The sequence below is a fragment of the Microbulbifer sp. TYP-18 genome, from assembly GCF_040932045.1.
In the GTDB taxonomy this organism is placed as follows: domain Bacteria; phylum Pseudomonadota; class Gammaproteobacteria; order Pseudomonadales; family Cellvibrionaceae; genus Microbulbifer.
On record NZ_JBFRBC010000001.1, the window covers coordinates 158447 to 172979 of the forward strand.

10 protein-coding genes are annotated in these 14533 nt (G+C 54.2%); 9 read left to right on the forward strand and 1 reads right to left on the reverse strand.

Annotation, left to right across the window (positions count from 1 at the left end; translation table 11 throughout):
• The first annotated feature begins 192 nt into the window (after nucleotides 1-192).
• The 7 genes from edd to ABVT36_RS00575 all read left to right on the forward strand — a co-directional run bounded on the left by edd (nucleotide 193) and on the right by ABVT36_RS00575 (nucleotide 8824).
• Nucleotides 193-2010, forward strand: a complete 1818-nt coding sequence (edd, locus tag ABVT36_RS00545) for a phosphogluconate dehydratase (protein WP_368454797.1) — start codon at nucleotides 193-195, stop codon at nucleotides 2008-2010.
• Nucleotides 2011-2067: 57 nt separating this feature from the next.
• Entirely contained in the window at nucleotides 2068-3528 is a 1461-nt protein-coding gene (gene zwf / locus ABVT36_RS00550; RefSeq protein ID WP_368454798.1) for a glucose-6-phosphate dehydrogenase, read from the forward strand.
• A 77-nt stretch (nucleotides 3529-3605) separates the two neighbouring features.
• Nucleotides 3606-4319 carry a 6-phosphogluconolactonase gene (pgl, locus tag ABVT36_RS00555; protein WP_368454799.1) on the forward strand — a complete coding sequence of 238 codons (714 nt, stop codon included), beginning with the start codon at nucleotides 3606-3608 and terminating at the stop codon, nucleotides 4317-4319.
• A gap of 35 nt (nucleotides 4320-4354) precedes the next feature.
• Nucleotides 4355-4987, forward strand: coding sequence for a bifunctional 4-hydroxy-2-oxoglutarate aldolase/2-dehydro-3-deoxy-phosphogluconate aldolase (gene eda / locus ABVT36_RS00560; protein WP_367148421.1), 633 nt, complete (start codon nucleotides 4355-4357; stop codon nucleotides 4985-4987).
• Between the two features lie 81 nt (nucleotides 4988-5068).
• Nucleotides 5069-6103: a type I glyceraldehyde-3-phosphate dehydrogenase gene (gene gap / locus ABVT36_RS00565; RefSeq protein WP_368454800.1), complete on the forward strand. Its 1035-nt coding sequence runs from the start codon at nucleotides 5069-5071 to the stop codon at nucleotides 6101-6103.
• 2 nt (nucleotides 6104-6105) lie between these two features.
• Complete coding sequence (gene pyk / locus ABVT36_RS00570) at nucleotides 6106-7542, forward strand: pyruvate kinase (protein ID WP_367148419.1); 1437 nt, start codon at nucleotides 6106-6108, stop codon at nucleotides 7540-7542.
• 406 nt (nucleotides 7543-7948) lie between these two features.
• On the forward strand, nucleotides 7949-8824 hold the full coding sequence (locus ABVT36_RS00575) for a GyrI-like domain-containing protein (protein ID WP_368454801.1): 876 nt from the start codon (nucleotides 7949-7951) through the stop codon (nucleotides 8822-8824).
• A 311-nt stretch (nucleotides 8825-9135) separates the two neighbouring features.
• Here ABVT36_RS00575 and ABVT36_RS00580 read toward each other — a convergent pair whose 3' ends face one another.
• Nucleotides 9136-10206 carry an IS5 family transposase gene (locus ABVT36_RS00580; RefSeq protein ID WP_368454802.1) on the reverse strand — a complete coding sequence of 357 codons (1071 nt, stop codon included), beginning with the start codon at nucleotides 10204-10206 and terminating at the stop codon, nucleotides 9136-9138.
• Nucleotides 10207-10731: 525 nt separating this feature from the next.
• Between ABVT36_RS00580 and ABVT36_RS00585 the strand changes: the two genes are divergently transcribed.
• Together ABVT36_RS00585 and ABVT36_RS00590 are read left to right on the forward strand one after the other, a co-directional pair.
• Nucleotides 10732-11352, forward strand: coding sequence for a DUF3047 domain-containing protein (locus ABVT36_RS00585; protein ID WP_368454803.1), 621 nt, complete (start codon nucleotides 10732-10734; stop codon nucleotides 11350-11352).
• 482 nt (nucleotides 11353-11834) lie between these two features.
• On the forward strand, nucleotides 11835-14408 hold the full coding sequence (locus ABVT36_RS00590; protein ID WP_368454804.1) for a TonB-dependent receptor: 2574 nt from the start codon (nucleotides 11835-11837) through the stop codon (nucleotides 14406-14408).
• The last annotated feature ends 125 nt before the right edge of the window (nucleotides 14409-14533 follow it).

Genomic DNA, 14533 nt, shown 5'->3' on the forward strand with positions numbered 1-14533 from the left:
CCACTTTGGTCACCCTGGAACATCACATTACAAAAACTTTCGTCAGGCCGACGATAGTGTTGCTGTAAGAGGGGGGCAGCTGGCAGCCCAAATTGTCCAGGCGCAGTCACTATCTTGCCAGTCGAAGGTTTTCGGCACACAGGCACAAGTGCCTGGAAGCCACCCTACAGTGAACAACAGAGCGGATGCTACATGGTGCACAGCAAGTTAAAAGCAGTAACTGAGCGTATCGTCGAGCGCAGCGAAGAGACGCGCGGACAGTACCTGGCACAGGTGGAGCATGCACGCCGGGAGGGTCGCGCAGCCAGCCATCTGTCTTGCGGCAACCTGGCCCATGCAATTGCGGCTTCCGGGGAGCGGGAGAAAAACCTGATCGCCTCCGGTCGCGGCCCCAATCTGGCCATAGTCACCGCCTACAACGATATGCTGTCGGCACATCAGCCCTATGGCACCTATCCGCAAAAATTAAAGCAGGCCGCTGCCAACTGCGGTGCGACCGCGCAGGTGGCCGGTGGTGTGCCGGCTATGTGCGATGGGGTGACGCAGGGCAGGGCGGGGATGGAACTCAGCCTGTTTTCCCGCGATGTCATAGCCATGGCCACCGCCATCTCCCTGTCCCACGATGTATTTGAAGGTGGCCTGTATCTGGGCATCTGCGACAAGATTGTACCGGGGCTGATCATCGGTGCGCTGGCATTCGGCCACCTGCCGGCAGTATTCGTACCCGCGGGCCCTATGCCCACCGGTATTGCCAACACGGAAAAGGTACGGGTGCGGCAGCTGTACGCCGAGGGCAAGGCCAGCCGGGAGGAATTGCTGGCGGCGGAATGCGCGTCTTATCACAGTCCGGGAACCTGCACCTTTTACGGTACCGCCAACAGCAATCAGATGCTGGTGGAAATAATGGGGCTGCAACTGCCCGGCAGTTCCTTCGTGAACCCGGGCACCGAGCTGCGCGACGCCCTGAGCGAAGCCGCGGTAAGGCAATTGGCACAGATTACCGAACCCAGCCAGTACACACCCCTGGCCAGGGTTCTCTCTGAGAAGACTTTCGTCAACGGCATAGTCGGCCTGCTGGCCACTGGTGGGTCGACCAACCATACCCTGCACCTGATCGCCATGGCCCGCGCGGCGGGGATTCAGATTACCTGGCGGGATATGGCGGAACTGTCCAGGGTGGTGCCACTGCTCTGCCACGTCTACCCCAACGGGACAGCGGATATCAATCAGTTCGCTGCCGCCGGAGGTATGCAGCTGCTGATCCGCGAGTTGCTGGACGCGGGTTTGCTGCACGACGACGTGCATACCATTCTCGGCCAGTCCGGGTTGAAGCCCTACTGTCACGACCCCTTCCTGAGCGAGGATCGGCAAGGGGTGGTCTGGCGTCCCACACCGGCGGAGAGCGGCGATGCCACCATTATCCGGCCCGCCAATAACCCCTTCCTGGAGCATGGCGGCTTGCAGTTGCTGGAAGGGAATCTTGGCAAAAGTGTTATCAAGGTGTCGGCCCTGAAATCGGAGCAGCTCCATATCAAGGCGCCAGCCATAGTGTTCGAAAGTCAGGATGCGCTGCTGGAAAGCTTCAAGGCCGGTGAACTGGAAAGAGATTTTATCGCCGTGGTGCGCTTTCAGGGACCGCAAGCCAATGGTATGCCGGAGCTGCATAAACTGACTCCCATCCTGGGGGTGCTGCAGGATCGCGGTTACAAGGTGGCATTGGTTACCGACGGTCGTATGTCCGGAGCGTCCGGCAAAGTGCCGGCAGCGATTCATGTATCGCCCGAGGCGGCTGAAGGCGGGTCCATAGCGCGGCTGCGCGACGGCGACATGATTGAGCTGGACTCGGAGGCGGGTTCCCTGGTGGTCCATGTGGATGAGGCGGAACTGGCTGCGCGCGAGGCTGCCCGAGGGGATCTGAGTAGCCATGCCCGCGGTATGGGGCGCGAACTGTTCGCCAATGCGCGTGCGCTGGCAAGCGGTGCCGAGAGCGGTGCCAGCATCCTCTATTGATTGAATCCACGGGCTCCAGGGCACAGGGCAGGAAACGGAAAATTAGAGCGAAAATCTATGGTTAACCCTTTTGATGTGGTGTTGTTTGGCGGTCGCGGTGATCTGGCCCTGCGAAAACTGATACCGGCCCTCTATCGCGCATACATGGAAGGCAGTCTTGCCGAAGGCTGTCGGATCCTGCCGGTGTGCCGCCGCCGGGAAGACGCGGATCTGTATCTGGAGACAGCGCAGACAGCCCTGCAGACCCATCTCCGCGCCGGTGAGTACAGTGATTCTGTGTGGCGGGAGTTCAGCCAGCTGCTGCACTCGGTGGTTCTGGATATCGCCGTGCCGGACGCCCACTGGGATCAATTGGCGGATATCCTGGGTGCCGAGGGGGATAGGGTAAGGATTTTTTATCTGGCTGTCCCGCCGGCAGTATTCGGTCCCTGTTGCGAGAATTTGTCGCTCAAAGGGCTGATCAGCGAGCAGTCCCGCGTGGTAGTGGAAAAACCGCTGGGCTACAACGCGCAGACCTCCGACGAAATCAACGGCAAGATCGCCAGCCACTTCCCGGAAGCGCATATTTTTCGCATTGACCACTATCTCGGCAAGGAAACGGTCCAGAATTTACTGGCACTGCGTTTCAGCAACGTCCTGTTCGAACACCTCTGGGACGCGCAGACCATTGACCATATCCAGATCAGTATTTCCGAAACCGTCGGCCTGGAGGGCCGTGCCGGCTTTTACGATGCGACCGGTGCCCTGCGGGATATGGTGCAAAATCATTTACTGCAGCTGCTGTGCCTTATCGCAATGGAATCGCCCAACAGCATGACGGCGAAAAATATCCGCGCGGAAAAGATCAAGGTGTTGGAGGCGCTGCGCCCGCTGGTGGGTGAGACAGTGGATAACAACACTGTGCGCGGTCAGTACGTCGCCGGTGGTGTGGGCGAAGAATTGGTGCTGGGTTACCTGGAAGAGTTACAGGCGGCATCCAGTGGTACGGAAACCTTCGTGGCAATTCGCGCACATATCGATAACTGGCGCTGGGCGGGAGTGCCTTTCTACCTGCGCACCGGCAAGCGTATGGAAAAGCGCTGTGCGGAAATCGTGATTCAGTACAAGAAAGTGTCACACCGGGTATATCCACAGTCAGCCGGCGAAGTGATACCCAACCGGCTAGTGATCCGGCTGCAACCGGAAGAGAGCATCAAGCTTGTGTTAATGGCCAAGAAGATGGACAGCCTATCCATGGAGCTGCAACCGGTGGAATTGAATCTGACGCTCTCCGACACCTACGACAGCTTCCGCAGCGACGCCTACAAACGCCTGATGTTGGATGCCGCGGCCAACAACTCAGCGCTTTTTATCCACAGGGAAGAAGTGGCCGCGGCCTGGGCGTGGATAGACCCGATTGTGGAGCACTGGCGTGAGACCCAAAACCAGCCGCAACTCTATCGCGCCGGCAGCTGGGGACCCGAGTCCTCCGATGTTCTGCTGGAGCAGGACGGGCGCCACTGGTTTAACGCCAAGTAAATGAGGTCGCGACAGAAAGTGACGCAAACATTAGCCGGCAGCCGACCCCGCTCAGGGCCCAGTTTGAGTTCAAGACCATGATGACAGAAGAGAAATTTTACCCCGACCGGGAACGTTTGGTGCAGGCGCTGGCAAACGACTGTGCCTGTGGCCTGCAAAAGGGTATCCGGGACAGGGGAGCTGCGAGTTTTCTGGTTTCCGGTGGAAGTACCCCGGAGCCGGTTTACCGGGAACTGTCTAAGCGACCACTGCCCTGGTCTGATATCACCGTGGCACTGGTGGATGAACGCTGGGTGGGCAAAAACGACAGTGGCAGCAACCAGGCGTTTATCGAGCAGTCCCTGCGGCAAAACTATGCGGGGGAGGCCCCCTTGCTGGGCATGAAGACAGAGCACCGTACGGCCGGGGAAGGGCAGGGTGAGTGTGAACACCGCTACAGTCGTCTGGTACAGCCTTATGACGTCTGTGTGCTGGGCATGGGCAGTGACGGGCATACCGCTTCCCTGTTTCCCCACGCGGAGGGTTTAAAAGCCGCGCTGGACCCCGCCGGTAAACAACTGTGCAGTGCCATCACCGCCCTGCCCAGTAAAGTGACCGGCGACTATACCGAGCGGATGACTCTCACACTGGCGGCAATTCTGCACGCGCGCGATATCAAACTGCTGATTACCGGTGAAGAGAAGCTCTGTGTCTACCGCGAGGCGCTGCTCGGCAGCGACGAGCTGGCCATGCCCGTACGCAGCCTCTTCAGGCAGGGGCAGACTCCGGTCACTGTCTACTGGTCTCCGTAGAAAGGGCAACAAAATAGGTATTTTTGGAAAGAGTTATGCAACAGAAACTTGCACCCATATTGGAGCAGGCCGGTGTAGTGCCGGTGCTGGTGATCGACCGCAGCGAAGATGCCGTGCCACTGGCGCGGGCACTGTTTGCTGGTGGATTGAACGTGCTTGAAGTGACCCTGCGCACCGAAGCGGCGCTGGCGGCGGTTACGGAGATCAGTAAGCACCTCCCCGAGGCCCATGTGGGCACCGGGACGGTACTCAACGGTGAGGATCTGCGCAGGTCTGCGGATGCCGGTGCAAGCTTCGCGGTCAGTCCGGGGGCCACGCCGGCACTGCTGGATGCGGCCGAAACGGCCGAGATACCGCTGCTGCCAGGGGGCACCAGCCCTTCCCAGGTGATGGAGTTGCTCGAACGTGGCTATCGCTACCAGAAGTTCTTTCCCGCCGAAGCCGCCGGTGGCGCTGCGATGTTGAAGTCCATGGCCGGCCCTCTGCCACAGGTAAACTTCTGCCCTACCGGCGGTATAGGCCCAGCCAATGCACCTGACTACCTGCGCCTGGGCAATGTCGTTTGCGTCGGCGGCTCCTGGATGGCGAATCCCAGATTGGTAGAGGAGAAAAACTGGGCGGAAATCACCCGTCTGGCCGCTCAGGCAAAGGCCCTTGCACAACCGTAAGGTTTGAGTCCGGTGGCAGCGCAAACTAGTCGGTATATACCGCTAATTTAAGATGAAGGTAAAAATACAGAGGCTCCCGCAATGAAACTGAGGATTGCCATCAATGGCTATGGCCGCATCGGTCGCAATGTTACCCGCGCGATTTACGAATCCGCCTACACGGATCGTATCTGTCTGGTGGCCATCAATGATCTCGCTCCGGTGGAGGCCAATGCGCATTTGACGCGCTTCGATACTGTGCATGGACGCTTCAATACGCCGGTATCAACGGAAGGGGATGCACTGGTGATCGACGGCGACCGGGTACAGGTCTGTCGGGAGCGGGACCCCAGCAAATTACCCTGGGACAAACTGGATGTCGATCTGGTGCTTGAGTGCACCGGCCGCTTTACCGATCGGGAGGCGGCGTCCGCACACCTGGCCGCAGGCGCGCGTGCGGTTCTGATTTCTGCGCCATCCAGGGATGCAGATCTGACCGTGGTGTATGGGGTGAACGAAGACAAGCTCAAGCCCGGTCACAATATCGTTTCCAATGCCTCATGTACCACCAATTGCCTGGCGCCGGTGGCCCGGGCCCTGCATGCTGCACTGGGGATTGAGCGCGGCTTCATGACCACAGTACACGCCTACACCAACGACCAAAATACGCAGGACGCGGTGCATGCCGATATCTATCGCGCACGGGCCGCGGCGGACAACATGATTCCCACCAAAACCGGTGCCGCCGCCGCAGTGGGGTTGGTATTGCCGGAACTCAAGGGCAGACTGGACGGGATGGCAGTGCGGGTGCCCGTGAGCAACGTGTCCCTGGTTGATTGCCAGTTTGTGGTCGGCCGCGAAACCAGCGTCGATGAAGTCAACAGCATCCTGCGAAAAGCGGCACAGGACAGCCGCGGCGTGTTAACTTATTGTGCCCAGCCCCTGGTGTCGGTGGATTTCAATCACACTACCGCATCCAGCCACTTTGACGCCAATCACACCCGCGTCAACGGCAACCTGGTCAAGGTGATGGCCTGGTACGACAATGAATGGGGCTTTTCGCACCGCATGCTCGACACCAGTCTGGTCATGGCGGAAGTGCTGCAAGCGCAAGAGCAAATGGCGGAAACCGCGTAATTATGATTCGACATACAAAAATCGTAGCAACCCTGGGACCGGGCACCGACAAGCCGAGGGTCATCGAGGAAATGGTCAGGGCCGGCGTGAACATAGTGCGGCTCAATTTTTCCCACGGTGAAGCCGGGGATCATCGCCGCCGGGTCGAGGAGGTGCGCCGGGCCGCCGCAGCCCAGGGCAAGCTGATCGCTGTGCTGGGGGATTTACAGGGACCAAAGATCCGCATCGCCCGCTTTGCCGAGGGCAGTATCTGGCTGGAAAACGACAGCGAGTTCACCTTGGACCTCAACTGCCCGCCCGAGGGTGGGGATGAGCAGCGTGTCGGGGTCGATTACCCGAGCCTGGTGGACGACTGCCAGGCCGGTAATCTTCTGTTGCTGGACGACGGCAAAATCCGGCTGGAAGTTACCGGCAAGACCGCGGACAAGCTTTTTTGTCGTGTACTGCAGGGTGGCCAGTTGTCCGACAACAAAGGTATTAATTTGCTCGGTGGCGGCCTCTCCGCGTCTGCCCTGACCGACAAGGACTACAGGGATATCCAATTGGCGGCGGAATTGGATGTGGATTTTCTCGCGGTGAGTTTTCCGCGCAGCGCGGAAGATCTCGATACTGCGCGCGCCGCCCTGCGCCAGGTGGGAAGCCAGGCGGCCATAGTTGCAAAGATCGAGCGGGCGGAAGCGGTCCGGGACGATGCCCAGATGGACAGCCTGATACTCGCCTCCGATGCGATCATGGTGGCCCGTGGTGATCTGGGTGTAGAGATAGGCGACGCAGCGCTGATCGGGGTGCAGAAAAAACTCATCAATCGTGCCAATGCGCTGGACCGGGGTGTGATTACCGCGACCCAGATGATGGAGTCCATGATCACCAGCCCTACCCCTACCCGTGCGGAGGTGATGGATGTGGCCAACGCCGTGCTCGATGGTACCGATGCAGTGATGCTGTCCGCTGAAACGGCCGCGGGTGAATTCCCCGTGGCAGCAGTGGAATCCATGAGTGAAGTCATTGTAGGTGCGGAAGGATATCTGGGTAGTGTCGCGCGACCGGCAGCGCAGCAGAGCGCCTCTGACCGTATCGACACAGTTATTGCCCAGGCCGCAATCGACGTGGCCGCGAGGGTGGAAAACCTCTGCGCCGTGGTGGCGCTGACCGAATCCGGGCGCACGCCACGCATCATGTCCAGAGCCTCTACCCGTCTGCCTATCTATGCCCTGACCCGCCACCCGCGCGTGGCGCGCCAGCTGGTGCTGCTACGCGGTGTGGAACCCGGAGACTTTGATCCAGCGTCGGTGCCACTCGGGCATCTGACCGAGTCGATCATCCAGGTATTGGGCTCCCATATTGAATTGCAGAAAGGCCAGCGTGTATTGATCACCCAGGGAGAGCGGCTCAATGCGGGTGGGCACACCAGCTCAATGCGGATCAAGGAAGTTGAGTAAATTTCCCACGAAATTTCCGTAAGTCCATTCTATATCTCTGTGTAAAGGAAGGGTTCTCTCCTCCCTTTACCACTCCCTGACACCCGTGGAGTCCTTTTGACTGCTGTTTCGATAGGGAGGTCTGGGTAGTTTAAAAATAATGAATATATGGCACTATACCCGTTAGTGATTTATGGGATACCAGTCATGATCAGCTTTGTTTTGTGCAGTTAAGTTTGTGTAACTGATTGCAGCCACTCTTTGATAATTGGATGCAGAATCAATTGCTAAGTGGCGGCGTGGATAATAGTGGCTATGGTACTCGCTATATAAATCTAATGTACTCATTAATATTCAGCAACTTTAGTCAAGATTGATAACCTGATGGTTTTTATTATCAAGGAGCTAAGGAGAAAGGGTTGTTGAGATGTTGAAGTACCAGGACCGGTTTTGTGAAGTTATTCGCTATATAGAGGCAAATCTTGATTCTGCTCTCGATATTGATAAATTGTGTCAGCTGACCTATCTGTCAAAATATCATTTTCACAGACAGTGCTCGGCATTCTTTGGTATATCGGTTATGTCCCTCGTTAAGCTGCTCAGGCTTAAAAGAGCGGCATATCAACTTGCCTACCGTGGTGATGCGAAGATCGTTGATATTGCTCTGGCTAACGGCTATGAAAGTCACGAAGCTTTTTGTCGCGCTTTCAAAAAACTATTCAATAAAAGCCCTTCCGCTTTCAGGCGGGTTCCTGATTGGACTCTTTGGTATTCTAAATATGAACCTATTTCGAGGCTAAGGATAAAACTTATGAAGGATCAGGCAAACTTTGATGTGCAATTGGTTGAGTTTCCTGCAACATTAGTGGCAGTAATGGAACATAGAGGTGCGCCAAAATTACTTGGCGAAACTATAAAAAAATTTATAGAGTGGAGGAAGAAAAATCGCTTGTCTCCCGACAAGAGTAAGACGTTTAATTTGCTGTACGATGACCCAAACTTTACTGCTCCGGATGAGTATAGATTTGATTTGTGTTGTTCTATTGAAAAAAAAGTGAAGGAAGATACAAATGGAATCTTGAATAAAGTTATACCTGCAGGGACCTGTGCAGTAATTCGGCACATAGGAAGTGATGATTCATTGGGCGTGGCTGTGAGTTACCTATACTCAAGGTGGCTCGCGAAATCTGATTATCAGCTTAGAGACTTCCCTGTTTTTCTGGAAAGAATTTCTTTTTTCCCGGAAATAACGGAGAATGAGATAATAACAGACATTTACTTGCCGATTGAGTTGCATGTGTAGAATTATTCGGCCTAACGCTAGCGAGCCGATTGAATGAAATCTATGTATTGTGACTTGCGATAAGTAGCCATGTAAGTAGCCGGATACGGCTATACCCAGAACTGCCTTTTCTATCATAGAACCCTTTGGCCAGTTTCGCCTTGGGGAGCAAGTAACCTGTATGATCATTAAACTAGCAGGCTGTTGATTTTCACCCAAATTCGAACACGTTGACCGTTTGAATCTGAAATTCTCGGCCTAAATGGACGATTTAAGGCCATTTTTCACCCTTACGGGCCTCGGTGGCAGGCTTTCCCCGCCTTCAAGACGGACTATCCCTGTAACGCCCTCATTCGAGTCAGGTTCCAGCCAATCATCGTCAGCATAAAGACACTGTTCACTTTCGATAAACCGCGTACTTTCATCTGCCTGATGAGACCAATTGACTTACCCCAGCCAAATGGTTCTTCTACCCGCTTTCTGCTCCGATGGCTGATCTGGTAGCCAGCGTGCCGGCTGGTGCGACCATCAATGGCAGAGCCTCCAATACGATTGTCATTCCGGGCAACATGGGGCGTCATATTCATGGCCCTGCAATCTTCCACGAACCCGGCGGTGTCATAGTTCTTGTCTGCACCAACCGTGCGCTTCTTCATACCGGGAAGTTCCGCCAGCAAGTCCGCTGCTACTTCCCGCTCAGCTTTGCCAGTAGCGAGACTGGCCGCAGCCTTAACAATCAGCCCGTTACGGTTTTCCATCACGGTATGACCCATGTACGACAGCTTGGCTTCTTTACCAGGGCCTTTCCTGGCCATCCGCGCATCACCGTCCGTCTTCGACTCGTGGGTAACGTTACTGCGCTTTTCACCGTGGAAATTCGCTTCGCGGTTGCGACCACCGCCCGCAGGAGGATCGCTATTGTCATCTTTACGGCGATAGCTCTTTTGCGAAGCCCAGGCTTGAATCAGGGTGCCGTCTACGCTGAAGTGCTCGTCGGAAAGAAGCTTGCGTTTACGAGCCAGCTCAACCACCTCTTCGAACAGCTCCGTAATCACATCGTTTTCCAGCAGCCGATCCCGATTAATGCTGAATGTGGAGTGATTCCAGACGTTGTCATCAATCGTTAAGCCGACAAACCACCGATACAGGAGGTTGTAGTTGATCTGTTCAACCAGCTGCCGTTCACTGCGGATGCTGTAAAGCACCTGGAGCAACTGAGCCCTGATAAGGCGTTCTGGCGGAATGGACTCCCTGCCGGTTTCGCAATAGATGCTGCTGAAGAGCCAGTTGAAGTTCTTCATCGCCTCATCCAGGAGCGCTTTGATCGGCCTCAGTGGGTGATCTGCTGGAACAAACGATTCCAACTGCACTGTTGTGAAAAGAGACTCCTGAAAAACATCCATACCGCGCACTGAACCGAAATCCTCTGTGGGTTATAGTTTTCCGTATTGTATCTAACCCAATGTTCCCAGGCGACAAAATCAACAGCCTGCTAGGGCTGCTTTGTGGTGCTGGCGCCTGTGGTAGCTGAGCCCCGCTTTGTTGCATATCCACCGGACCTTTTTATGTTAATGGATACCATATACCAACTATTGAGAAAAAATTAGAAAAATAGGTTGTGTATTTATAGCGTGTGACTTCATCTCCTCTTCTGGTCGCAATAATTTGCTTCTGTGGCATGTCGTCCACCGCACAATACAGGCTTTTCCCCAATCCATTCCGGGTGAAACTTTATCCATCGTTACCTGCCAAACACTGGAATAGTGCCATTTAACACCTGGAACTGGCCAGCGAGGGCTGATATGGCAATGTGAAACAGCTGGCGAAAGGCTTGAGCCTGTCAATTGTTAACGGCTGTACGAAATGAGTACTGGTTAAATAGTGATCTATGGGCTTTTTTTGTGGACGTTAGTAGTAAGAGGAAGCTGATGAAAAGAACAATTTTTACCCTGATGGCAACGATGACATTTGGGCCTTTGGCGGTGGCAGAAGAATACGATGCCCAGCAGATAGTTAACTGGGAAGATCGCAGTTTTGTAGGCGAAACACAGTATCGGCTGGACGAACAGCAAGACATGGCAGTGGTCGCTGCCAAGGCGGACAACAGTGCTTCGGGTTTGTTTTTTGAAAAAGACTTTGATGTTAGTAAGAAACCGATCTTGCAGTGGCAATGGCGGGCCCTGCCCAGGCAGAACAGCCAGGAGCGGTTAAAGCATGGAGATGATTTTGCGGCTAGGGTTTATGTGGTCGCAAAGACCGGGCCATTTCCCTGGCAAACTATTGCCCTGAATTACATTTGGAGCAGTCAGGAAGCCATAGGCGAGAGCTGGCGCAATCCCTTTGTGCCAAAAAATGCTCAAATGGTGGTATTGCAGACAGGCAATGATGGCCAGTGGCATCAACAGCGTCGCGATGTGGTCGCTGATTTCAAGCGCTTTTTTAACAAAGATATCGACGAGATCAAAGCGATTGCTATTATGACGGATAGCGACAACGCTGGAGGTGTCCAGCAGGCGTGGTATGGACCTATTAGCTGGTCGGCGCGTTAAATGGGAGTGTTCAACTGATCCTCCCATGAGAAATTTCGACAGGGTACCGAGGGTTATCAAATGGACGCCAGAATCACAAAGTTACTGATTACAAAGAGGTCATGGGTCTGCCTGCGCAGCCCGGGTAAACTCCCGGTACCTCAATGATTATGTCTTAAGAATGAAAAGCAGTTCGATTATTTTGACTTTTGTGCCATAAATTACTTTTATTTTTTTTCTTCATAAAAGATATATAAATTATTTCGGTTGGTTTGTGTTAGCTCTTGACCTTTTTATGTCGCGGTGAAGGTGAAGTAATCGCAAATCGCTGTTTCCAAAGTGCTATTTCCTCGCAAAGCGGTAGCTTTTTGATTTTTTTCTGTGTATGGTTTTCAGTTAGATGACAGCGCTATCATCTTTTTATGACAGCGCTATCATTTGGCAGTGCAAGGTAAAAAATCCAAATAAACCTTTTATATCAATAAGAAAGGAAGGGAAACACGATGTATAAGCGCAATAAACTCGCGTTGTCTGTCAGCGCGGCGGTGCTTAGTGGTGGCCTGATGGTGCCGCTGGCAACCGCTCAGCCCGACGAGGCTTTGGAAGAAATCACAGTGGTCGGCATTCGCGGTGCGCTCCAGTCCGCCCTCAATACCAAGCGTGATGCCAATGCTGTAGTTGATGCAATATCGGCCGAAGATATCGGCAAGTTTCCGGACAAGAATATTGCGGAATCCCTGCAGCGTGTGTCCGGTGTATCTATCAACCGCGGCTTTACCGGTGAGGGCAACGAGGTCTCCATTCGTGGTACCAATCCGGAGTTGACTCAGGTTTTGTTGAACGGACAGTTCGTTGCTTCCACTGGTTGGTTCTCTCAGCAGGCGAACAAACGCAGCTTCAACATGGATCTGATGCCATCTGAGATGGTATCCAGTGTTGAAGTTTATAAATCGCCGGTGGCCTCCCAGGATGAAGGTGGTGTTGGTGGCACCGTAGTGGTTAATACCCGCAAGCCCCTTGAGCTTGATCCTCTGACTGTGTATGCGTCTTCTGAGATGATGACCAACACCATAGACGACGAAGATGTGGGCTTGGGTCTCAGTAGCTTGGCCAGCTGGAAAAATGACGCTGAAACCTTCGGTGTTTTGGCCGCAGTTTCTCGTGTGGAAACCATTGGTCGCGCTCACAAAGGAGAAAACTATTGGGAAGAAGGCTGGGCGGGAGCGGGTATCGCCGAGTTCAATCAGGACCGCGTACGCGAAGCGTTTGATATTACCGCGCAGTTTCGCCCTAGCGACAGCCTTGAACTTGGCCTGCACTATTTCGCCACAGAAATTGATGCGGAAAACACCAATCAAAACTTCCTGGTTATTCCCAACCCGGATTCAGTCATCACCGCAGCATCCGGTTCCCGTACAACACCGGGTGGCTATCCGACTATCGGTACCGCCACAGACAACTTCTGGTTGGTGCAGGACACCAACAGCCGCAATGCGGTAATGGATTCCGAAGTGGTCAGTTTCACTGGTGATTTTCAAGGGGATAGCTATACCGTGCACGGCGCACTAGGTATGACCCAGGCCAATGGCGGTAACGGCGGCAACTACAATGGTGGTTGGGGAACCAACGCTCTCGCAGCCGAAGGCATCACCATCGACTACAATTTTGACGGTACCAGCGGCATGATGATCGCTCCGCAAGGTGTCGATCCAGCGGACCCGAGCTGGCAAAAGTTTGTTTGGGGCGGTGTCAACTCACTGGACCTGACTGATGAAGAAACCTATGGTCAAGTAGACCTCGGCTTTGACGTGGAGTGGGGTGCCATCAGCAGATTCAAAACCGGCTTGAAAATACGTCAGCACGCCTTTACCACCTCCTCGTACTCACGTGATGCTGACCTGTCCGGTATCGACAGTTTGGAGGATTTCGCCGATGGTACTATCAAGCATTCCGGTGAGGGCCTGTTCGGTTCCTTTACCTCCTTCGTCCGCCTCGATGCCGACGCATATAAAGCCTATGTCGACGAAAATTCCACTGCTACGGATAATGGCCTGAATTTTTTTAATGGCTTCGACCGAGCCGCGTGGGGTGAAGTGGAAGAAGACATCACCGCATTATATGTGCAGGCCGACTTTGAAGGTGAAAGCTACCGCGGTAACGTCGGTGTGCGCTACGTCGGCACCGACGTGACTGGTACCCGCCACAGGTTCCATCCTGAAACTCGGATGATTGATGACGAGGAAGTGACGGTGGCTGTCTATGAGGAGGGCAAGGAATCCCTGCGGGCGGACTACTCCGATTGGCTGCCTAGTATGAACCTGGCGATTGACATATCCGAAGACGTGATCATGCGGATGTCTGCCGCACGTGTGATGAGTCGTCCTGGCTACTCGCAGCTGACGCCGGTGATCAGCATCAGCAGTATTGTCACTCAGCAGGCTAACTCAGGAAACATAGAAATCGATCCGTTCCGAGCGACGCAGACCGACATTGGGCTGGAATGGTATTTTTCAGAAGAGGCACTGGCTTCGGTGACGGTCTTTTCCAAAGATATCCAGTCTTTTGTAGTGCAGTCCACGGTGCCAATGGAGATCAATGGCAGTACTTGGCAGGTGGGCGTACCAACTCAGGGGCGTGGCGGCAAATTGCAGGGTCTTGAATTACAATACCAGCAGAACTTCAATGAATTCGGCGTGGTCGCCAACTACACATATGTAGAAGGTGAAGGTGAAGATGCCAGCGGTAACTCCATCGATCTGCCGGGCACTTCCAAGAACTCGTACAACCTGACCGGTTACTATGAGAACAATTTTTTGTCCGCGCGTCTCGCCTATACCTATCGGGACGAATTTCTGGCTGAGGGCCTGGGTATTGGCGGCAGTAGTGTGTTTGCTGATCAGGCTTTTCTGGATGGTTCACTGACCTGGCACGTATTGGAAAACCTCGATATCAGCCTGGAAGGTGTAAATCTACTGGGTGAGGTCACCCGCGAACTACATGGTGATGGTCTGGGAACCCTGCGTGTATCTAACGACAATGGTACACGCTACTTCCTGAAAGCCAGTTATCGTCTGTAGGGAAAAATAGTCAAAGGGACAGTAACCTGTGCCCGCAGTAGCAGAAAAAAGGAAGGCTGGGGCCTTCCTTTCTCTGTTTCAGGTTGCCGGGCATGCAGAAAACGGAGAAAATCCATCGCAAATAA